The following is a 20,346-nucleotide window of genomic DNA, read 5'->3' as shown; positions in this document are numbered from 1 at the left end:
TGAAAGAATTACCCGACCAAATTATCTTTTTGCACCAAGTTCAACCAGGAGGCGCTGATAAGTCTTACGGAATTGAAGCGGGAAGATTGGCGGGTTTACCAGCCGTAGTTATTCAACGGGCAAAACAAGTAATGGGGCAAATTGAAAAACACAGTAAGATTGCGATGGGGCTGCAAAATCTTGATGGGTAAGCAAGTTTGTAGTAATACAGTATTTTGCATCTAAATGAAGTACATACTTACCCCCCTTAATCCCCCCTTGGAAAGGGGGGAAAAAAGAAATCTAGTTCCCTCCCTTTCCAAGGGGGGAAAAAAGAAATCTAGTTCCCTCTCCAATACATACGGGGAGGGTTAGGGAGGGGTATTTTTGTACTTCATTAACTTGCAATCTGTTGTACAAGAATTAAAGTGCTTACTACAAACCGAGGTGTTAATTACTGCCTAAAAATCTCTACTTTTTGTAACACCACTTCTTGATTCGGACGATCTCTAGTTGTAGGCACATTAGCAATCTTGCTAACTATATCTAGACCTTGGACAACTTCACCAAAAACACTGTGATTGTTGTCAAGGTGAGGCGTTGGTGCTTCTGTAATGAACCATTGCGAACCATTAGTACCGCGTCCGGCATTAGCCATCGACAAGATACCTGCGCGAGTGTGTCTCAATTCAGGATGAAACTCATCTTCAAATTGATATCCCGGGCCACCAGTACCCCATCGGTTGGCTGTATCTAGATAACGACTCAGAGGATCGCCACACTGAATCATAAAATTAGGGATGACCCGATGAAAGCGAACTCCATCGTAAGCTGGAGTTCCCTTACCAGATTGACCTGTTTTAGGGTCTTTCCAGTCGATTGTTCCAGTTGCTAGACCAACAAAATTTTTGACGGTGTTAGGAGTTCGTTCTTCTTCCAAACGAACTACAATTTCACCCAAGGAAGTAATTAAACGAGCGTGCAGTGTTCCATCACCGGGAATATTAATTTCTGGAAAATTCATTAGATATCCTATTTTAACCAGTGCCAGTATTTGAACTATATAAGTTTATCAGCATTCAAGTTACCGCCTTTAGACATGAAAAATAAACCTGAAGGCAGGAAACTTGAGCCAACAAATATTTTACTCAGGCAAATTTATCGCTGGATTACGGCTAAAGAATCCTCTAGGGACTAACTTAAAGCCAACTCGGTGAACAGGCATCACAGGCCAATCTTCCGATCGCGGAATATGAGTTACGCCCATTGTGTACCACAGTACGATATCTTCACCCAGCAAAGACTCATTGTCTGCGATATATTTTGGTAAACCCTGTTCGGGTTGAGTTTGGTTGGGATAATCGCCACCAGCATAAAATTCAGTAGGTTTATATTTTGTTACCCAAAGGTGATGAGTGGCAAATTCTGCCCTTTCCCGGATTTTTGAGCCTTTCACAGGGAAAAATATGGAATTTCCTTCAGGCATCAGCATATATCCAGGTGCAGCACCGAGAGGATTCTTTTTGTCTGCGCTAACAATCATCCACTCCCGACTGTTTTTCAGATCCAAATCGCGCACAGCAGCCGTTTCTTTGGCTAGCGGAGTTTCTGAAAGTGCGATCGCATTTCCTGAAGGATTTTTCTCATCCATCGGCAAAGCTTTCACATTCATTTCCATCACAGAATTAGCCTGACCGTCTACATCGAAATCTAGGCGATAGTTGAAAAAGTGCTGATGATTGACTCCAAAGATATTCTTAGCAATTAACCTACCATAAGAATCATCATCAGATTGCTTTTGGGCAGCCGTTCCCTGCGTCAATACGATACCCGTTAATTCATTTTGGACTTCCAAAGTCCCATCCTGGTGAAAGATCCAATTGATGCTGTAATCATAGTTGTCAATCGCTACAGTCATCTTCATCACTAATTCTCGACTGCGACGGACATCATTACGCTGAGTATTATACTCATAGTGTTTCCACAGCATTCCGTTGTCGCGTTCGTAGATACCGATAACCCCTGGTATTTGATAAGGTTCTCCCTGTTCATTAGCAAATACAGCATTTAGCAACAAGCCATTTTCGGGAATTTCTTTACCTAATTCCATCGTATTTGCTAGTAAACCTAAGTTGTATTCTCCAACATCAAAGGCATTTCTAAACGACCAAGTAGGCTCAGGATTGCCATAAGGTACTACCATTTCTGAGAGGCTAGCGCGGTATAAAACTGGTCGAATATTTTCCCCGTCTTTGTGTGTCACTTGGTAGAGTATTAATCCATTGCGAGGATGCATTGAATAGCGAAACTTCCAACCTTGCCAGCTAATTTCATTGTCTTCGATCTGGAAACTTCTACCATTCGGTTGGAGAATCTTCAATGCTTTCAGTGGTGAAAGTAATTTACCCAAAGATTTAGTATCATAATTCCAGTTTTCTTTAGAGAAAGGGACGTTTACTCTATCAATAAAACTAGCAACTTTACCTGTGTTCAAATTGACTGTTGCTAAAACTCCTTCAATGGGACTACCGTAATAGTTCCAGCCTTTACCTTTGTAGTAAGATAAACCGCGACAAAGACGATTACCTATTGCTTCTTCCTGTTCGCTGAGAATTCCTGGTGCCCACCAACTGATTTTAACTCGATCAAAATCGGTAATTCCCCGCTTTTGCATCGCTTTTTGCCATCGGGGATCGGCTTTAACGACCTGAGTTGCTAGTTCATATTCTGAATTAACGATCGCAGGTTGAACAGACGGTATTTCTTTCCAAGAACTTAAGGTTTTACTTGTCAGGTTAACAATACCTTCATAGGTTTTATTTAGCGATCGCTCATAGATTACCAAAAAAACTTTTCGCTGGAAGACTTTACCAGGTGTAAAATTTATAACTTCTTCTTTATCTGGTTCTTGTAAAGCAATAAGTGAAAAAGCTGCCATTTCGCTCAAAGTTTTTTCTCTTTGGATGACCGAAACAGCTCTGCTAATTTCTACCTCAGTTAGCGAAGTGAGAGGATGGGAAATCGAAGGCTGTTGAGCCGTCAATGTTTCCATTAATCCGAGTGAGAAAGAAATAACAACAATGATGGCAATAGCTAGCCATAAAAAATGCTTTAGCCGCTTAATCATCTTTTACATTTTTACAAAAGACTTATAGTTACCTATTTCCAAACTTAAGATTGAAAACCGATAAATTAAGAGGCTAAAGCGAAATTAATTATAATAAAATAACCCCACCCCGCAAGCGGCTACGGTGTACACATAAGTCAGAATTACCCCCCTTAATCCCCCCTTATAAAGGGGGGAAACAAGAAATAAATCTAGTTCCCTCCCCTTTATAAGGGGAGGGTTAGGGTGGGGTAAAACTTGGTTACTGAGCTATTTCAGAGTTGTGTATACACGGTAGGCTTGCGGGGAGGGGAGCTAAAGCAAGGCTTTGGCGGGGTGGGGTTCTGGGTATTATGCTTATCTTACGCAGAAACTAAACGGCGTAAAGATTCAGCGCGACGTTTAGCAATAGAGTTATTTGGAGCTAATTTGAGTGCTTCTTCGTAAGCTTGTAACGCCTGAGTAGTTAATTTTTTCTTCTCGTAGGCGTGACCGAGATTATTTAATCCTGTCACGTAGTCTGGTTTAGATTTGAGAGCTTCTTTGTACTGACGAATTGCTAAGTCATATTGCTCTTGGATGAAATAAACATAGCCCAGCCCGTTGTAGATAGGGGCGATATTTTCTTCTCCCTCTTCTTCAGCAACTTTGAGAGCTTTTTGAAATAGCGTGATCGCTGGAGAATACATTTTTTTTTCTGAATAAATACTGGCTAACTCATAATATTCTTGAGTCGTACCCTTTTCTTTCTCTAATTTCTTTCGCAATCTTGCAAAAGAGCCTTCAACCTTGCGAGTTTTAAAAATCTGGCGAAAAACACTCACGGCTGCAATTGTGAGTATGACCACCAAAACTGAGAGATAAACAACGGCTAGACTGTTATCCATTACTGCAAATACAAATATTATAAAGTTTGTTATTTGTCATTTGTCATTTGTTATTCACTAATGACCAATGACTAATGACCAATGACCAATTTACGGTAAACCCCAATATTGAGAGCGTTCCTGGAGCCAACCTTTTTCTAAATAACGAGCGATCGCTTGATTCACATTTCGTCTAAACTCATCGTACTGCAATCCCTTGGGCATTACTACACATAAGGGTTCAGTTGATAATTTTGTTGGCAGTAGCCGATATTGAGGATATTGTTGCACCCAACCGCTTAAAACACTAGCATCTGCGGCAAAGGCTACGGCGGCATTATTTTCTATTTTCTCTCGCGCTTCTTTATAGGAATCTACTCCTACTAACTCGGCGTTTGGCAGATAGTACCGCACTTGAGCAATGGTACTGGAGTTATTGAGTACGGCAATTTTTTGTTTTGATAGATCGCTCAACTGCTGCACAGAGGCATCTTTTGTAACTAATACAGTGCCATCAAAATAGTAGGGAACACTGAAATTAACTATGCGGGCGCGTGACTCGGTTGCTGTGACTCTAGCGATCGCAAAATCAACTTTCTTGTCTAAAACTACAGACAGGCGATCGCGATTCGCTACAGGTTGAAATTTTACAGCTTCGGCTTTACCAACCAAGTCAGCTGCCAAACGCTTGGCTAAGTCAATTTCTAAGCCTTGCAAATTCCCATTGTCATCTTTAAATCCCAAGGGACGCAAGTTATCTTTCACGGCAACATTTAAATAGCCCCGCTGCTGAATTTCTGACATTTCGGCAGCAGATGCAGTTAATCCCGTCCCTACTAAAGAAAAGCAAAAAATCAAAAAAATAGTGGCGGATAATACCAGATGTAACCGAGTAATTGCTTGCTGTCTGTTACATCTGTTATACATCCCTCACCACCTTTATCCTTTAGCTTGAAGTGCCAATTCAGCAACTTTGCCGAAACTAGCTGGATCGAGGACTGCCAATTGCGCCAACATCTTGCGATTTAATTGGATATCAGCTTTTTTCAAGTTACCGATCAACTGGCTGTAACTCAAGCCGTGTTGCCTGGAAGCAGCATTGATGCGGGTGATCCAAAGGCGACGAAAATCGCGCTTCTTCTTTTTGCGATCGCGGTAGGCACTCCGTAGCGCCTTCATCACTTGTTGGTTGGCAGTTCTAAACAGAGTTGAATGGGAACCGCGAAAACCTTTAGCTAGTTTGAGAATTTTATTGCGGCGTTTGCGAGCTACATTACCGCGTTTTACCCGAGTCATAACTTATTTCCTAAAATACTTACAAATATGGGAGCATCAAGCGCACGTTAAGTTCATCGCGTTCGTGTACAAGGGCACTCTGACGCATACTACGTTTTTTGTCAGAAGATTTGTGTTCTAAAAGGTGGCTTTTGAACGCTTTGCGACGGACGATTTTGCCGCTACCGGTGGCACGGAATCGCTTTGCCGCGGCTTTACGAGTCTTTAGTTTAGGCATGGTCTAGCTTTGATTCGACACGATCCATTATTATATACTATTAAAATCGCTATAACTGCAATTAAATAAAGGATTTAGCCAACGGCGATCGCTGTAGATAAACTTAGCTTCACTTATGGATGAGGTCAATATAGTTGAATATGACCCACGTTGGGCGACTTTGTTTAAAGAAGAAGCCGAGCGTATTTGCCAGGCACTAGGCAATGACTTGGTTGTAGAAATTGAACATATTGGTAGTACCGCAGTACCAGGAATAGCAGCCAAACCAGTTATTGACATCATGGTGGGAGTGCGTTCCTTAGTAGATGCAAAATCTGCTATTTTGGCTTTGGAATCTTTGGGATACGTTTATTGGCGTGAAGATCCGCGTCCTGGACGGATGTTTTTTGTCAAAGGGATGCCACCATACGGAAAGCAACGTACTCATCATGTTCACATAGTCGAGATTGACAGCGAATTTTGGGAGCGCAAGCTATTTTGTGACTATCTGAGAAAGCATCCTGAAGAGGCAAAACGCTACGAAGTTCTAAAACGCGACTTGGCGGCAAGTTTTCGGAGCGATCGCGAAGCTTATACCAATGGTAAAAATGACTATATCCGTGCTTTGATGGTCAAAGCACGGAATGAGAATATGGGAAAAAGCCAAAGCCATTGATTATTTAATTTTTCTTAATGGCGGTGACTTTGGGATCTAAAACAATTTGTGAACCAGATTTATTGACATGGTAAGTCCAAAATTGACCTTTAACCTTGACAATAACTTCCCAGCCCTCAATGGGATCGAATAGCTGGATGCAAACTTCACCAAAGCCAAATACGCAGGAATTTCCAAAGGTTTTTGGTGTAGCTTGAGTAATTTTTAAATCAGCAATTGCTACCCCAGAACGGTTTGAAGCATCGGTCAAAATTGCATAAGCGATCGTTTTCGGCAATATATGTAAAGCGCTTACCTTAGGATCTAAAACGATTTGTTTCCCAGATTTATCTACATGGTAAGTCCACGAATCTTGCCGAACTCTGACAACTACTTCCCAGCCCTCAATGGGGTTGTATTCCCTGGTGCAAATTTCTCCAAAATTGAACTCACAGGGATTGCTAAAGGTTTTCGATATAACTTGGATAACCCGTAATTCCCCTACAGGTACGCCGGAACGGTTGGACGCATCCCGTAAAACTTTATTGGCGATTGCCTTCGGCAAACTGCTTGATTTCGCCTGAAGTGTTTCGCCCAATTGAGTGGTGTCTAAGCGAGAAACAGCCCCAGCAGAATTGTTTTCGGTAAGCCCAAATCCCCACGATAGGAAGGTTGTCAACGCTAGGGTCAATACACATCCTTTCATAAGTTTCATGATTCCTTGCGATATGTAAATACCTTAAACTCTTATCCAGACTCAAATTTAACGTGTATACTGCGAACCCCTTAAAACTGAACTTAGAACCCCTCTCCAAAACTCTTCCCGTACATCGGGAGAGGCTTAAAAAGCTACATTTTGGTACAGTGCAAAGAAGTACTATTTTTACCCGTTTTGAGTATAAATATTTCTTTTTTATTTATATATTCCTTGCCACTAATTATACAGCATTAAGCATATTCTTAACTTGAGCCATTTTTTTTGCAACGCGATACTCCTGCGGAGTCGTTGTACGAACGCTGAAGCTGAAATATCTGTGGAACAGTATTTCTACTTTTGGAACCTTATCGATAATCTGTGACGTGGAAAAAGTATTTGCTAAAACAGGGTTTTTGCCGGATAAAGAAAACTTAGTTGTTCATTTTGGATAAAGTCGAATTCACCACACATTCAGGAAACTGGCGTTTTAATGCTGGAAACACTGGACAAGGCGCTTGTTCTTGTAAATTGTCCGGTTTACTCCAAGTGAAGGGGGCTTTCTGCGCCGCAGACATCCACAGCAGAAGCTTTGCTCGTGTCATGGCAACATAGAGTAGACGATACTCTTCAGATGTTTTCAAATTCTTTGCCACCTCCCATGCCTGACTAACATCAGGTATGATAGATTCTTCGTGGAGAGTAGCGCGAATTTGGGCGCGGGCTACTTCTGATAAGGTAAAGTCGCCTAAAAATTGGCTTTGAGGAGGAACCCAAAATCTGCCAGGAATCAAGTTTTCGTGGAGAAAAGGAAGAAACACATAGTCCCAATCTAGCCCTTTAGCTTTGTGCATGGTGATAATTGTCAGTTGACCGCGACGGGTATAACGTTCTTCCGAATCTTCGGTTTCCACTGGTTCAAACCGTTCAGAACTAACGATTTCACTTAAAGCTGAAAGCATTCCCCCCATCGAACTATTACCAGCTATCTGCTGGTTTACCCGTTCTGCGAGTTTATCAGCAGTTGCCAATTCTGCCTGGTCGTAATTTAAAGTCAAGGCAAGAAAGGAAATTAGCTGGTATAAAGGCAGTTCTAAACGAGCACGAAGTAAATTGCGACACAAACGAGCAGCTTTTTGTACTGTTTCTGGCTGGGGTGCTGCTAGGGGGCCAGGATACAAAAACTCTTCTGGTAAACTCGCAAGGGCGTTGAGGTCTTGGGTAGGAATTAATTGGCGCTGTACTAATGCTTCTAGGGCGGCTTTGAGGTAATCGGGGGAGTGGGGGCGATCGCAAAATTGCAATAATGCCAAAATTTCTTGAGGAACATGGGAACGGCGATCGCGTTCTCCCACATCATAAAGTGTAATTTTATGCTCTTTGCACAGAGGTGTTAGAGCTTCTGCTAACCATCGTCCTTGACGATTTTCTCGGACTAAAATCGCGGCACTATTTTTTGTTGGATCTTCACCAAATAACTCAATTACTCTTTGAGATAACAATTCAACGGTGTGATGAATGTCATGCGGTGTATGAAGTTCTAATCCTCGTCCTACGGGTGCGGGGTTGGCGTTAGCTTGCGGATCGCCAACTTCCACAGGGCGAATTGTCTGCAAGCGAAACGGTACTTGTCGGTTGTCAGGAATTTGTTGTTTGTTGTTGGTTTTAGTTATTGCTAGCCACTGATTGTTGATCCATTTGAGGGCAAAGTTAGCAGCTTCAATGATAATTCTAGTACTGCGACCAGCTCGATCCATCGTTGCTAATCGTTCGATGCGATCGCACTCTTCGCAAAATTGCCGGAAATAAATCGGATCGGCCGGAGTAAAGGTAGAGTTAATCGCCTGGTTAGGGTCGCCAACTCGGACTAAATTGAGTGCTGAGTCCTGAGTGCTGAGTGCTGAGTTGGGAGTTAGGAGTGCTGAGTCCTGAGTGCTGAGTGCTGAGTTGGGAGTTAGGAGTGGGGAGTTAGGAGTTGGGAGTGAAGAATTTTCTTGCTGATATTCCCGATTACTTGCCAAAATTTCTAATAGCTGCGTCTGAAGAGGGCTAGAATCTTGGGCTTCGTCTTCAAAGACGGCGAATATTTGGTTTTGCTCAATGCGACGGGCACTGTCGTTTTCTAAAACGCGTAGTGCAGCTAAAATCATATCGTCGTAATCTATAAAATCACGCGATCGCATTAAGTTTTGATATTGCTCGTACAATCCTGCTGCTACGCTCAAAATTGCATATTCGTCTGTAGTTTGCTTACTCCACTCCCGCAACAATTCTGGCGATATCCCAGAACTTTTTGCTTCATGAATTACTGTATTAGCCAACTCTGGTAATACTTCTGTTCGCAGTACTGATTGACGACGCAACCTTTCTGTCTCTTCTCCATCAAATTGATGACCTTCCAATAACCGCAAATATATATCTGGATTATTTACAATCCATTGTTCTACAGCTGTTCTGATAAAGCGGTGACTTTGGGTTGGCGTAATTAATATGACATTTTCTAGCTGCAAACCCGATAAATCAGAATGGCGGTTGGCAATGTTCAATGCTAGACCGTGTAGGGTATAGACAAAAAATCCTGTCTGAGGTAAAGATAAATCATCTCGTAAAAATTTGCGAATCTTCGCTTTAATATTGGCAGCAGCAGAGCGAGTAAAAGTAACGACTACCAGCTGACGGCGGGAAGATGAACGCTCATATTGACGGGCGATCGCGATCGCTGCTGCCGCTGCCATCCCAGTAGATTTACCCGCACCAGGAACGGCTGAAATCGCCAAAGGGCCAGATTGCCAATCAGCCATTTGCTGCTGTCCAGGGCGGAGACTGTTGCGGATTGCGAGAATCTTCTCCTGCAAAGAAGCAATAGGCGATCGCTCAGACAATTCTGAGTCAAGTAATTCTTGAATAACAGGAGTCGTAAATTTAGAGTCGGACATATCAAATTATTAGAACTTACGCATTGGCAAAGACAGCCAACTGTGGATTACCTCTCGTTACAAGGCAGAGCCTTGTAATGCTCTTATGGGAGGCTCTGCCTCCCGTCAAACAAGTAGGCAGCAGCCCACTTGAGCGCATTCCCAGGCACAGCCTGGGAACGAGGCAGGGTAAGACTTTTAGTTTAACAAGCTGACTTTTCACATAATGGTCAATGTGTAAAGTGCGTAAGTCCTAATTATATATTTTAAATAGAGATTAAATTTAATTCCCAAACCGCAGATATGAATAATTTTCGGTGATTCTTAATGCCAAATTCCTAACAAAATACTCTACCGTTTTTGTTTTAACTGTTTTAGTAAACTATCTGCATCAAATGCGTGTGTATATACTTAAATATTATGTCAACCCCCTGACTAAACATATAACAATTGGTTAATTTGTTCAGTGAGGGGATTGTTAAGAAAGTTAGACTAGCTCTTCGATGTTTTGCCGTTCGCTCACAGTTGATTCACTAAAAACGGCTGCATACAACCATCCTGCTAAAATTGCCCCCAAAATCGGAGCTATCCAGAACAGCCAAACTTGTGAAAACATTTGTACACCTGCAAATAGAGCAACTCCAGTACTACGCGCAGGATTAACCGAGGTATTGGTTACAGGAATGCTAATCAGGTGAATCAAGGTGAGTCCAAAACCAATTGCCAGTGGTGCAAATCCTTTAGGAGCGCGGCTGTCAGTCACGCCCAGAATAATTAGCAGAAACATAAAAGTCATTACAACTTCACTAATGAAGCAAGCAAACAGCGTGTAACCACCTGGAGAATGAGTACCGTAACCGTTGGTAGCCAGTGGGTTGGAGCCAGTCAGGGTAAATCCAGTTTTGCCACTAGCAATCAGGTAGATAATGCCCGCACCAACAACTGCACCGATTACTTGAGAGACGATATAAGGTAGTAAGTCAGATCCCGAAAAGCGCTTACCTGCCCACAGTCCAAAGGAAACAGCTGGATTGAAATGACCACCAGAAATATGACCAAGAGCATAAGCCCCTGTGAGGACAGTAAGTCCGAATGCCAAAGATACACCTACTAATCCAATACCCAATGGAAAAGAAGTATTCTCGCTGATTTTTGCAGCATCTGCTGTGTAGGCTGCGGCTAGAACAGCACTACCACAGCCACCTAAAACAAGCCAAAATGTGCCGATAAATTCTGCCAAGCAACGTTTTGTGAGAGACATTTTTGGAAAATTCCTTGTTCAGCTACAAATGAGTAATAGTTACGTTACACAATGTTTAATTCATTGCTGTCAACAAAAAATCTATTGCCTTTTTTTTGTGATGGAACTAAATTGAAAAAAACCGGAATTTTTTTTCAATAGTTCATTGTGGTGATAAAATATGAAAATACAGCAAAATTTAAAATAACCAAAAAAATACTTAATTTCTTAATAACTTTGCTCTTATATTGAATAATTTAGGAGTCAGCAATCTTGACGCGATGCTCTCTACGAGACGCTGCGCGAACGCTAACGCTGCCCTATACGCTCTTTCGTTCAAAATACGCAACTGAATTCTGGCTCACTTCTCTACGAGAGGCTGCGCCAACGACTACGCTCAGTGAGATCCTGACGCCTTTATTCTGTTTTGATAAATTTGTTGTAATACGGTTGGTCTTAGCTTCAAAAACCGTAAACTGCGTAGCTTGCTTATCTAGTAATAGTATCAAGGTAAACCTAACAATTCACCAAAAATGTTGGGTTTAGTTCTTCAACCCCACATCCGATTTTCTTTAACTCAATTGTGTTGAGATTTTTGCTCTAGTTAGTTTAATCTTCAACACTCCCACACTTTAAGGTGTGGGAGTGTTACGCAGTTAGCTCGTCTAAAATTGAATTTATTCGTCAATCTGCCATGAATCCTTAGTTAATTCTTCATCCAGAATTTTCTTAGGACGCACAATGATAATAATTTGCCCTAATAGAGGAATTTCTGGCTCAGTTTCAAACCATTGAAAATCTAATTCCCCACCATTTTCAACGACAAAATAGCTAGAGGCATCCCATTCTCGTTGGGCACGATCTATTACTACTACGACTGGCCCTGTTTGGCTTTGGTTTTGGATGGGGAAGCGATCGCTATTCGCTAAAATCGCCACTGGATCTTCTGCCGCCAATAGCACTTGCCAACCTGGTAAGGGTACCCAAGCTTGCTCTCCAGAAAACTTGACCAACCGAAATGGTTCAATTTCTGTCAGTATAGGCACAGCTTGCAAGTCTTGGCGTGATAATGGCAACTCTCCTACTACAGGCAATATTCGGGGTAACTGTTCTTCAAATTCCAGGCGGTAAAACGGTAAAATTGGCGCTGGACGCTGGGGAACGGTAGTAAAATCAGTCAGTAGTTGTTCGATTTTTTGCCTTGCACCTGGCGTGTGAGCAAAACGCAAACCTTTGGCGATCAGGCGCGATCGCTGTTGTAAATCTGCATTTTGGCGTGCCAGTTTCCAAACTTGGTGAGCAACAGCATCCCCAGGATGAGCAGAAAACCCTTCTGGCAAAGTGCGGAAATAGGAGAACTCTTTAATTGCTTTGGCTATCTCCCGTGCCTCATCAGCATCAACATTGTGGACGAAGATTAGTTCAGCTGCGGCGGCACGTTCTTCTTGAGTAAGTAAACGTAGCTCGTATAAAACATCGCTGCCGCGTGCGGTGTAGTGCGATCGCGTGGCTTCCGATACTCCAAACTTTTCCAAAGAATTGTAAACTTGAGAACCAACAACCACCTGGTTTTGTTGAATCGGCTCAAATCCAGTCGCCTCAAAAATTTCTTGGGGGTTGAAACCGGTTTTTAGCAATGAGGCGATCGCGGCTCCCCATTCCACCCAGTTGCCTTGTTTTTGCCTCAGCCTTCGCAGTAACTCTTGTGCTACATCATCGTTAGCATTATCTTCGGGATTCTGAGTATTGGGTGGTAGATCAGTCATAATCGGAGTGCAAGCTTCAACTTGAGAGGTTAATTAACACCTCATGAGCAAGTATTATTCTAATCTATACCCAGACCTACACCTCATCTACGATCAAAACTGCTATAGTTTCGCTAATTTAGTTGGTCTTTATAGCGCACCATTTTTTAATTCAGATATTTAGGCAAGCAAATTTCCTCTATTAGCGTTCTAATATATGCAAAATAACTCCGTATAAACCCTTGGTGATTTTCGGCTATTCTCAACTAAACTTGGTATGGAATATAACAAGAGAGTGAATATTTAAAGGAAATATCTATGGATAAACCCAATCTCGAAATTGATAAAGTCCAATCTCAAGTTATGACTCTCGAACGACCAAAAAAGCTGAAAATACTGGTAGTTGACGATGAGCCAGATAATCTCGATTTACTTTATCGCACATTTCGACGTGACTTTAATGTTCTGAAAGCTGATAGTGGGGTGAACGCTCTACAAGTTTTGGCAGCAGAAGGGGAGGTAGCGGTGATTATCTCCGATCAACGGATGCCAGAAATGAAAGGGACTGAGTTTCTCAGCAAGACTGTACCTCAGTTTCCCGATACAGTAAGAATAATTCTCACTGGATTTACTGATATTGAAGACTTGGTAGAAGCAATTAATGCTGGACAAGTTTACAAATATATCACTAAGCCTTGGGATCCAGGGGAACTGAAGGCAGTAGTGCAAAGAGCAGCCGAAACCTACGACTTACTCAAGCAACGTACAGAAGAATTACGCCGTGCTCATGCTCAAATGGCGTTGCTGAGTGTTTTGGTACAGGTAACTCAAGCAGCTTCTAACTTAGAAGAAACTCTTGCTCCTATTGCTAGGGCTGTGAGTGAAACTTTTGGGGCAGACGGCTGTATTTTACAACTTACAGATGGAAATACTCTGGTTGCAACTCAAGGAACTTACAGCGACACAGGTACAATAGAAAATTGGCTATCTCAAGACCCACTAACCAAGGAAGCGATCGCCACGGGACAAATGCAAGTTTCCTTAAATGTACTTAAAGATACTAAATTAGTTGATGCGATTCACTACCAAAAGACGGGTGTGCAAGCACATTTAGTGATTCCAATTAGCTACCGTAATCAACTTTTGGGTGTATTGTCGCTCCAGTGGAAACAACCTTGCACTTTGCGGGAAGATGAATTGGTGCTAATTAATTTATCAGCACAACTGGTGGCGATCGCTCTGACTAGTAGTCACTCTCATTAAGGTATTGTGTAGTTGTCATTAGTCATTTGTCCCTTATCTTTGGCAAATGACGAATGACTAACGATCAATGACTTATTGACCAATGACTAACGAAATTCAGTCCATTTTTAATCGTATTGCTCCAGTTTATGACCAGTTGAACGATTGGTTGAGCCTGGGACAGCATCGAATCTGGAAGGAAATGGCAGTAAAATGGAGTGCAGCTAAACCAGGAGATACTGCATTAGATTTGTGTTGCGGTAGTGGTGATTTAGCCTTACGTTTGGCACGGCGTGTAGGAGCAGCAGGACAGGTGTATGGTGTAGATTTTTCCCCAAACCTGCTAGAAAAGGCTAAAGAACGCTCCCAAAGGCAGTACCCCCAACCTGCTATCAGCTGGGTAGAAGCTGATGTCCTCAATTTACCCTTTGACGACAACCAATTTGATGCCGCAACAATGGGCTATGGTTTAAGAAATGTTAAAGATATTTCTCGGAGTCTCCAAGAGTTATACCGGGTTTTGAAGCCGGGAGCTAAAGCCGCAATTTTAGACTTTCATCGACCGAGTAATCCTCAGCTACGTGCCTTTCAGCAGTTGTATCTGGACAGTTTTGTAGTGCCAGTTGCCAGTTATTTAGGCTTAAAACAAGAATATGCTTACATCAGTCCCAGCTTAGATCGCTTTCCCATCGGCAAAGAGCAAATAGAGTTAGCTCATCAAGTTGGTTTTGCAGTTGCCACACACTACCCCATTGCGAACGGTATGATGGGAGTGCTAGTGCTTAGTAAGTTAGGAGTTATTAGTTAAAAGTTATGAATTATAAGTAGTGGTAAATTCTCATTTAAAATTTATCATTCCTAACTCCTAACTCTTAACTCTTAACTCCTAACCTAAGCTCTAACCTCCTAACTTTTTTAATTCTTCCCTTGGACTGGTCTCATCTTTGGCTTTACGTGTCTCCCCCGGTACTGGGTGGAATTATTGGCTATTTCACAAATGATATAGCCATCAAAATGTTGTTCCGTCCTTACCGAGCAATTTATATCGCTGGACGAAGAGTACCCTTTACCCCTGGATTGATCCCCCGCAATCAAGAACGTCTGGCTAAGAACATTTCTAATACAATCATGGGGTCACTATTGACACCACAAGAATTGCAAAATCTGGCACGACGTTTGTTGCAAACAGAACGCGTCCAATCAGCAATTCTCTGGTTGTTGCGGTTGGCAATTGAACAAATCAAAACAGATAAAAACGAGAAAAGTGCCAAAATTGTAGCAGGAATTTTGCGGGATTTACTAGGGGAGTCCTTGCCACGATTGCTTAAGGTTTTAGCGCGGCGTGAAGATTTTTTGGAAACGCAGATAAATCAAATTTTCGACCAGATATTGCTGGAATTTCAACTTACTGAAGAACAATCTACGCGGCTTGCGGATTGGTTGTTACAAGTAGTTTTACCGCCGGATCTTTTACGCCAAACGATAGTTGATTTTTTGACCGATCGCACCATTCAAATTATCGATGAAGGCTTCCGCGAAAAAACCAGTGGGACTTATTGGGTAGTAGCAAATTTGTTTGGCTTACGTAACACTCTTACACGCCTACGAACTTTTTGTTTGGATGAAAAGGAGGCTGCTAATACTCGGTTGCAGGAATTGACTCAAGATTTGCAGATCCGCGATCGCATTCGGAAATTACTGCAAAATTTAACATTACAAAACTTGCCAATGGGTACGGTTCGCCAACTCCGAAAGACTACCCGCGAAAGTGTCCGCCATTACCTACAGAATAGTGGTAGTGATTTTTTACAAGGATTAACTGATTCTGTTGATTGGGAAAATATTGCTGTAGTCCTGCTGAATCGTGTTAGTACTTCACCAGTTGTCAGTACTTCTTTAGAAGTAATGAGTCAAGAGTTGGCTCTAATTTTAGAGAAATATTTAGAAAAAGATTTAGAAGCAATTGTGGCACAGGCGATTCCAATTTTATCGATAGATGAAGTGATTGTTGACCGTGTAAAATCAACTTCACCTGCTGATTTGGAAGCTGCCATTGAAGGAATTGTCAAAAATGAATTGCAGGCGATTGTAACTTTAGGTGGTGTTTTGGGTTTTGTTGTGGGGTTATTCCAGACGGTGTTTTTATTGTTGGTTCAACAGTAGTATGGTTAGTTTTTAATGAATTTTGGGTCATTTTTCTTGATTGCTTATATCTGCGACTAAAAGCTCTTGAATTAAATCTAGGGCTTTATTTAGGTTTATTTCTTTGGAAGCAATAGCGATCACTTATCATTATCCCACCATTCTTTAATCACCTTCGATATCCCCAAACTAACAACTTCCGAACAGCTTACCCTCTGGCAAGATGCCTTGGGTACAAGTGTATTTGTTCTAAACGGACGAGTTGAAACACTAGTATCACAATTTAACCTGAGCTACGGGGCAATTTCCACTGCTGTGGAAACAGCCAAAAGAGTCCTCAAAACAAACTCTATCGAAGAAACCGATCCTAATAATCTGGCATTAGCATTGTGGAATGCTTTTCGTATCCAAGCCCGTCCCCAACGAGATGATTTCGCCTTTTGCATAGATACTCAAATGCAACGCCTGAAATTAGCTCCCCTTCTCCGAAATTGGGAGAAGGGATTGGGGGATGAAGGCAATAAACACTGGTATTGGAAAGTGAATTTTTCCTGATATATATATATTAACCTCTAAGTATGATTCCGTAGAGAAAGTTTTTGTTCAGAATATTTACGAGATGGGAACTCTAGCTAATAAGCTTAATTACAGTATCCCACTTAACATTGCCAATCATGTCCCATCCTCCTCACTCCACATTGGGCCAATCTTCTTACCCTCGCTTAACTAGAAGCCTAAGTGCTGTTGAAAGCTGGGGCTTTGGTTTGACAGCTCATATTTCTTGGACAGCATTGGTTCCAGCGATTCATGCTGCTCTCGGTTCCGAAGCTATTTTTGTCTGGATACCTGCGGTGATTTTCGGAATGTTGCTCAATTATCAAGTGAAACGCTTAGGTATTCATTTCATCAATGTAGCTGGAGGAACACCTAACTATGCTACTAAGCTACTGCAAAACTACCCAGGATTAGCTCGCTATGCAGCAATTGGATACCTCCTCAATTGGATTTCCTACCTGTCAGTTAATACAATCGTACTTAGAGATTTAATTAAAGTAAATTTGGAGACGCTGGGTATTGCCTGTCCAGAAATATTTCTGGATATTAGCTTTACACTGTTACCCTTTATCGTGGCGTTTAGTGGGACTCGCGCCCTGAGTATTTTACATTTGTTTTTTGTCATTCCAGCCTTTGGACTACTAATGACCTTTTGTGTACAAGGTCTTGGCTGGTTAGCGTTTTCTCCGGTAAGTCCTGGGTTTTTTCCTAATAGTTGGTCATCTTTGAGCTTCGTGGATTGGGCAAAGTGGTTCTTTTTCGTCACCTATGCAACCTACAGTTGTGAAACGGCTTCTTCCTTTGTCGCCGATAGCCGCAACCCTACTCAAACGCTGCGGTTTCTAGACATTGCCGCCTGGATGATGCCACCAATCTTTTTGGGAGGTTCTTGGGTCGTGATGCGGTTAGCAACAAATCCCGACCTGAAAGACAATGCTTTCCTGAATCTTGCGACAGTTTCCCTGCCCTTTTGGGGAAGATTCGCTGGTGTAAGTGTTTCTTTTTTGCTAGTAGCTGCTTGTCTACTAGGTTCGGCAACGGTAGTTTCTAATTGCCCGCGAATTTTGTATCAGCTGGCTTTAGATAACCACATTTCACCAGTATTTTCTGTTGTCTCACGTCGGGGTGTGTTTGTCCCAGCATTGACGTTGACACTGGTGTTGTGTTTAATCTATCTGATTTGGGGAGATGTGGCGCGAATCGTCGCTGTTGGTAACATCGGTTGGTTTGTCTCCTTTATGTTACTGCATCTGGGGCTTTGGCTTCGGCGCGATCGCCCGGAAGTTTTATTTCCTCGTATATCTCTAGGCATTTTGCTGTTAGAAGTTGTGGTGTTGTTGGTGGGTGGATTTGCCTGGGGTTGGCTCAACTTGCTAATTGGGCTATTATTTCCCATTAGTGTTATGGGAATAGATGCGGTAATTCGCCGCGTGAATTTCTCTGTCTTCCATCGCAATTGGTGGATGCGACGATATCGCACGCGCCCTGTAGTAATTATTAAAGATTCAGTAATTCTTCAAGTGAGCATCCTGATTTTTTTACTGTGCAGCGCCGTGGCAGTTGGCTGGTTATTTGGTGTCAAACTTAATAAAGTGGCGACTGCGGGCGGTGAGAATATATTTGTGGTGTTGCTTATGAGCGTGGCATTTGTGGGAGTAGCGATCGCTTGTTGGACAAGTTTACCGCAAGTGGTGGCGATCGCAGAAGCGCGAGAAGCTGCCGAACACCTGTTTACTGTCGCCCAAGATGGTATTTTAGTCGTAGACGATCAAGGCATTATCCAGCAAGCTAACCCAGCCATTGAATCGTTCTTTGGTGTCAACCCATCTGAGTTGCCAGGAAATCACCTCAACAAATGGCTACCTGCATTAGTTTCCTATCCAGAGCAGTGGACAAAGCGTAGCGAACAAATTTTAATCGGTAATGGGAAAAACAGAACTCTGGAAGTTTCCATTTCAGATAGACCCCATCAGGATTTTCAGGAATATGTCGTCATTCTCCACGATATTACCCAGCGCAAACAAGCAGAGCAGATATTGCGATACTCAGAAGCACAATTGCGCCAAGAGGCAAAGCAGCTAGTATCTCAACTAGTGCATAGTGAAAAAATGTCCAGTTTGGGGCAGTTAGTAGCAGGTGTAGCGCACGAAATCAATAATCCAATCAATTTTATTTCTGGCAATGTCGGCTATGCCAATCAATATATCCAAGATTTATTGAGATTGCTGCAATTATACCAGAAAAGCTATCCTAATCCAGTAAAGGAAATTCAACAAGAAACAGAAGCGATCGATTTAGATTTTTTGATTGCAGACTTGCCCAACTTGCTAACTTCTATGACAGTTGGTGCTGAAAGAATCACAGAAATTGTCTTATCTCTGCGAAACTTTTCCCGGCTAGATGACGCAGAGATGAAAGCTGTGAATATCCATGAGGGTATAGATAATACGCTGATGATTCTGGAACATCGTCTCAAACCTAAATCTAACAATCAAACAATTGAGGTGATTAAAGAATACGGCGACCTGCCATTAGTAGAATGTTATGCTGGACAACTGAATCAAGTATTTATGAATCTTTTAGCAAATGCGATCGATGCTTTAGAAGAGGCAGTAGAAAATGGTGAGTGGGGAGTAAGGGAAGAAACGCTCTCTACTCCTCAGATAAGCATTCAGACTAAACTCACTAGCGAAAATCAGGTAGTTATTCGTATTGGCGACAATGGTATAGGCATTCCCGAAAAGGTACAAAAACAATTATTTGAACCATTTTTTACGACTAAACCAGTTAATAAAGGTACTGGGTTAGGTTTATCTATTAGTCATCAGATTATCACCCAAAAACATCAGGGAAAATTAGAATGTATTTCTGCTCCTGGAAAGGGAACAGAATTTATAATTGTAATTCCGCTAAATCAGCAAGCTATCTAATTGTCAACATTATTTTACGTGGTTAACTTTTTAACCAAAATAAAATAAATATAGCGTTTCTCGTTTGCATGTAATACACTTTGACCTCTCTCCTAAAAGGAGAGAGGCTTTAAGTCTTACTCCCCAACGCTAGCAGGGAAGGGGCTGGGGGTTAGGTCTGTATTTCATGCAATTGAGAACCACTAGAGGTACAGTTTTACGTAAAAACGTAACGTTTTTAATACAAGCCGCTGCATTAACAAGGCCGCGGCCGCATTAACAATACAAGCCGATGCATTAACAAGGCCGCGGCCGCATTAACAATACAAGCCAATGTATTAACAAGGCCGCCGCCGCATTAACAATACAAGCCGATGCATTAACAAGGCCGTCGCCGCATTAACAATACAAGCCGATGAATTAACAATGCAGGATATCGCCAAATTTAATTCGCTATAAATTAATGAAATTCTGTTCCAAGCTGAATCTACTTTTGACATTAGAATAAGAGTCTGGCTATTACTCCGATTTTGGTAGCAAGAGAAAGGATTTGCTCATGGCAAGAGATAAAGCTTATCAAAAAGCAGAGCAGCGCATTGAAAAGGCACGGCGAGAGGGAGCAATAGAACTCAATCTCAGCAACATAAAACTCACTGAGATACCAGAGGCGATCGCATCCCTGACTCAGTTGCAACAGCTTAATCTCTCCTACAACCAACTGACCGAACTGCCAGAAGCGATCGCATCCCTGACTCAGTTGCAACAGCTTTACCTCTCCAACAACCGACTGACCCAACTGCCAGAAG

18 protein-coding genes are annotated in these 20,346 nt (G+C 42.1%); 8 read left to right on the top strand and 10 right to left on the bottom strand.

Annotated elements, in window-relative coordinates; translation table 11 throughout:
• Nucleotides 1-191 (top strand): MutS-related protein (locus RMY16_RS29945; RefSeq protein ID WP_322739421.1); only part of this gene is annotated, 191 nt, incomplete at its 5' end.
• Nucleotides 192-433: 242 nt separating this feature from the next.
• Here the strand turns inward: RMY16_RS29945 and RMY16_RS29940 are convergent.
• The 6 genes from RMY16_RS29940 to rpmI form a co-directional block, all read right to left on the bottom strand.
• Nucleotides 434-1,003, bottom strand: a complete 570-nt coding sequence (locus RMY16_RS29940; RefSeq protein ID WP_322666681.1) for a peptidylprolyl isomerase — start codon at nucleotides 1,001-1,003, stop codon at nucleotides 434-436.
• A gap of 120 nt (nucleotides 1,004-1,123) precedes the next feature.
• The gene (locus tag RMY16_RS29935) at nucleotides 1,124-3,106 is read right to left on the bottom strand and encodes a primary-amine oxidase (protein ID WP_322739420.1); all 1,983 of its coding nucleotides are present in this window, start codon (nucleotides 3,104-3,106) and stop codon (nucleotides 1,124-1,126) included.
• Between the two features lie 341 nt (nucleotides 3,107-3,447).
• Nucleotides 3,448-3,972 carry a tetratricopeptide repeat protein gene (locus RMY16_RS29930; protein ID WP_322666685.1) on the bottom strand — a complete coding sequence of 175 codons (525 nt, stop codon included), beginning with the start codon at nucleotides 3,970-3,972 and terminating at the stop codon, nucleotides 3,448-3,450.
• A 90-nt stretch (nucleotides 3,973-4,062) separates the two neighbouring features.
• Nucleotides 4,063-4,878: a transporter substrate-binding domain-containing protein gene (locus RMY16_RS29925; RefSeq protein ID WP_322739419.1), complete on the bottom strand. Its 816-nt coding sequence runs from the start codon at nucleotides 4,876-4,878 to the stop codon at nucleotides 4,063-4,065.
• 12 nt (nucleotides 4,879-4,890) lie between these two features.
• Entirely contained in the window at nucleotides 4,891-5,247 is a 357-nt protein-coding gene (gene rplT, locus RMY16_RS29920) for a 50S ribosomal protein L20 (protein ID WP_289795542.1), read from the bottom strand.
• Nucleotides 5,248-5,266: 19 nt separating this feature from the next.
• The gene (gene rpmI / locus RMY16_RS29915; protein WP_322666689.1) at nucleotides 5,267-5,464 is read right to left on the bottom strand and encodes a 50S ribosomal protein L35; all 198 of its coding nucleotides are present in this window, start codon (nucleotides 5,462-5,464) and stop codon (nucleotides 5,267-5,269) included.
• 115 nt (nucleotides 5,465-5,579) lie between these two features.
• On the opposite strand from rpmI, the gene RMY16_RS29910 reads away from it, so the two are divergent.
• The gene (locus RMY16_RS29910) at nucleotides 5,580-6,119 is read left to right on the top strand and encodes a GrpB family protein (protein WP_322739418.1); all 540 of its coding nucleotides are present in this window, start codon (nucleotides 5,580-5,582) and stop codon (nucleotides 6,117-6,119) included.
• Between the two features lie 4 nt (nucleotides 6,120-6,123).
• On the opposite strand, the gene RMY16_RS29905 is transcribed toward RMY16_RS29910, so the two are convergent.
• The 4 genes from RMY16_RS29905 to RMY16_RS29890 all read right to left on the bottom strand — a co-directional run bounded on the left by RMY16_RS29905 (nucleotide 6,124) and on the right by RMY16_RS29890 (nucleotide 12,713).
• A complete protein-coding gene (locus RMY16_RS29905) occupies nucleotides 6,124-6,813 on the bottom strand; it encodes a hypothetical protein (protein ID WP_322739417.1) in 690 nt (229 codons plus the stop codon).
• 413 nt (nucleotides 6,814-7,226) lie between these two features.
• On the bottom strand, nucleotides 7,227-9,728 hold the full coding sequence (locus RMY16_RS29900) for an ATP-dependent helicase (protein WP_322739416.1): 2,502 nt from the start codon (nucleotides 9,726-9,728) through the stop codon (nucleotides 7,227-7,229).
• Between the two features lie 466 nt (nucleotides 9,729-10,194).
• Entirely contained in the window at nucleotides 10,195-10,968 is a 774-nt protein-coding gene (gene aqpZ, locus RMY16_RS29895; RefSeq protein ID WP_322666697.1) for an aquaporin Z, read from the bottom strand.
• Between the two features lie 656 nt (nucleotides 10,969-11,624).
• Nucleotides 11,625-12,713: a RuBisCO accumulation factor 1 gene (locus tag RMY16_RS29890; RefSeq protein WP_322739415.1), complete on the bottom strand. Its 1,089-nt coding sequence runs from the start codon at nucleotides 12,711-12,713 to the stop codon at nucleotides 11,625-11,627.
• A 297-nt stretch (nucleotides 12,714-13,010) separates the two neighbouring features.
• Here RMY16_RS29890 and RMY16_RS29885 point away from each other — a divergent pair, with 297 nt between their 5' ends.
• The 6 genes from RMY16_RS29885 to RMY16_RS29860 form a co-directional block, all read left to right on the top strand.
• Nucleotides 13,011-13,955 carry a response regulator gene (locus tag RMY16_RS29885; protein ID WP_322666701.1) on the top strand — a complete coding sequence of 315 codons (945 nt, stop codon included), beginning with the start codon at nucleotides 13,011-13,013 and terminating at the stop codon, nucleotides 13,953-13,955.
• Between the two features lie 82 nt (nucleotides 13,956-14,037).
• The gene (ubiE, locus tag RMY16_RS29880) at nucleotides 14,038-14,742 is read left to right on the top strand and encodes a bifunctional demethylmenaquinone methyltransferase/2-methoxy-6-polyprenyl-1,4-benzoquinol methylase UbiE (protein WP_322666707.1); all 705 of its coding nucleotides are present in this window, start codon (nucleotides 14,038-14,040) and stop codon (nucleotides 14,740-14,742) included.
• Nucleotides 14,743-14,861: 119 nt separating this feature from the next.
• Nucleotides 14,862-16,097: a DUF445 domain-containing protein gene (locus RMY16_RS29875; RefSeq protein WP_322739414.1), complete on the top strand. Its 1,236-nt coding sequence runs from the start codon at nucleotides 14,862-14,864 to the stop codon at nucleotides 16,095-16,097.
• A 207-nt stretch (nucleotides 16,098-16,304) separates the two neighbouring features.
• Nucleotides 16,305-16,631 carry a hypothetical protein gene (locus RMY16_RS29870; protein WP_322739413.1) on the top strand — a complete coding sequence of 109 codons (327 nt, stop codon included), beginning with the start codon at nucleotides 16,305-16,307 and terminating at the stop codon, nucleotides 16,629-16,631.
• Nucleotides 16,632-16,750: 119 nt separating this feature from the next.
• Nucleotides 16,751-19,561, top strand: coding sequence for an ATP-binding protein (locus RMY16_RS29865; protein ID WP_322739412.1), 2,811 nt, complete (start codon nucleotides 16,751-16,753; stop codon nucleotides 19,559-19,561).
• Between the two features lie 535 nt (nucleotides 19,562-20,096).
• On the top strand, nucleotides 20,097-20,346 hold a 250-nt coding region (locus RMY16_RS29860), incomplete at its 3' end, for a leucine-rich repeat domain-containing protein (protein ID WP_322739411.1).

Origin of the sequence: Nostoc sp. DedQUE12b (genome assembly GCF_034530835.1) — a bacterium.
In the GTDB taxonomy this organism is placed as follows: domain Bacteria; phylum Cyanobacteriota; class Cyanobacteriia; order Cyanobacteriales; family Nostocaceae; genus Nostoc.
The sequence above is the reverse complement of the archived record's forward strand: the minus strand, read 5'-3'. Positions and strand labels throughout refer to the sequence as shown.

Bases quoted from the DNA above. Each gene is read 5' to 3' on its own strand.
- RMY16_RS29940 (WP_322666681.1), bottom strand. From the start codon at position 1,003: ATGAATTTTCCAGAAATTAATATTCCCGGTGATGGAACACTGCACGCT.
- RMY16_RS29935 (WP_322739420.1), bottom strand. From the start codon at position 3,106: ATGATTAAGCGGCTAAAGCATTTTTTATGGCTAGCTATTGCCATCATT.
- RMY16_RS29930 (WP_322666685.1), bottom strand. From the start codon at position 3,972: ATGGATAACAGTCTAGCCGTTGTTTATCTCTCAGTTTTGGTGGTCATA.
- RMY16_RS29925 (WP_322739419.1), bottom strand. From the start codon at position 4,878: ATGTATAACAGATGTAACAGACAGCAAGCAATTACTCGGTTACATCTG.
- rplT (WP_289795542.1), bottom strand. From the start codon at position 5,247: ATGACTCGGGTAAAACGCGGTAATGTAGCTCGCAAACGCCGCAATAAA.
- rpmI (WP_322666689.1), bottom strand. From the start codon at position 5,464: ATGCCTAAACTAAAGACTCGTAAAGCCGCGGCAAAGCGATTCCGTGCC.
- RMY16_RS29910 (WP_322739418.1), top strand. From the start codon at position 5,580: ATGGATGAGGTCAATATAGTTGAATATGACCCACGTTGGGCGACTTTG.
- RMY16_RS29905 (WP_322739417.1), bottom strand. From the start codon at position 6,813: ATGAAACTTATGAAAGGATGTGTATTGACCCTAGCGTTGACAACCTTC.
- RMY16_RS29900 (WP_322739416.1), bottom strand. From the start codon at position 9,728: ATGTCCGACTCTAAATTTACGACTCCTGTTATTCAAGAATTACTTGAC.
- aqpZ (WP_322666697.1), bottom strand. From the start codon at position 10,968: ATGTCTCTCACAAAACGTTGCTTGGCAGAATTTATCGGCACATTTTGG.
- RMY16_RS29890 (WP_322739415.1), bottom strand. From the start codon at position 12,713: ATGACTGATCTACCACCCAATACTCAGAATCCCGAAGATAATGCTAAC.
- RMY16_RS29885 (WP_322666701.1), top strand. From the start codon at position 13,011: ATGGATAAACCCAATCTCGAAATTGATAAAGTCCAATCTCAAGTTATG.
- ubiE (WP_322666707.1), top strand. From the start codon at position 14,038: ATGACTAACGAAATTCAGTCCATTTTTAATCGTATTGCTCCAGTTTAT.
- RMY16_RS29865 (WP_322739412.1), top strand. From the start codon at position 16,751: ATGTCCCATCCTCCTCACTCCACATTGGGCCAATCTTCTTACCCTCGC.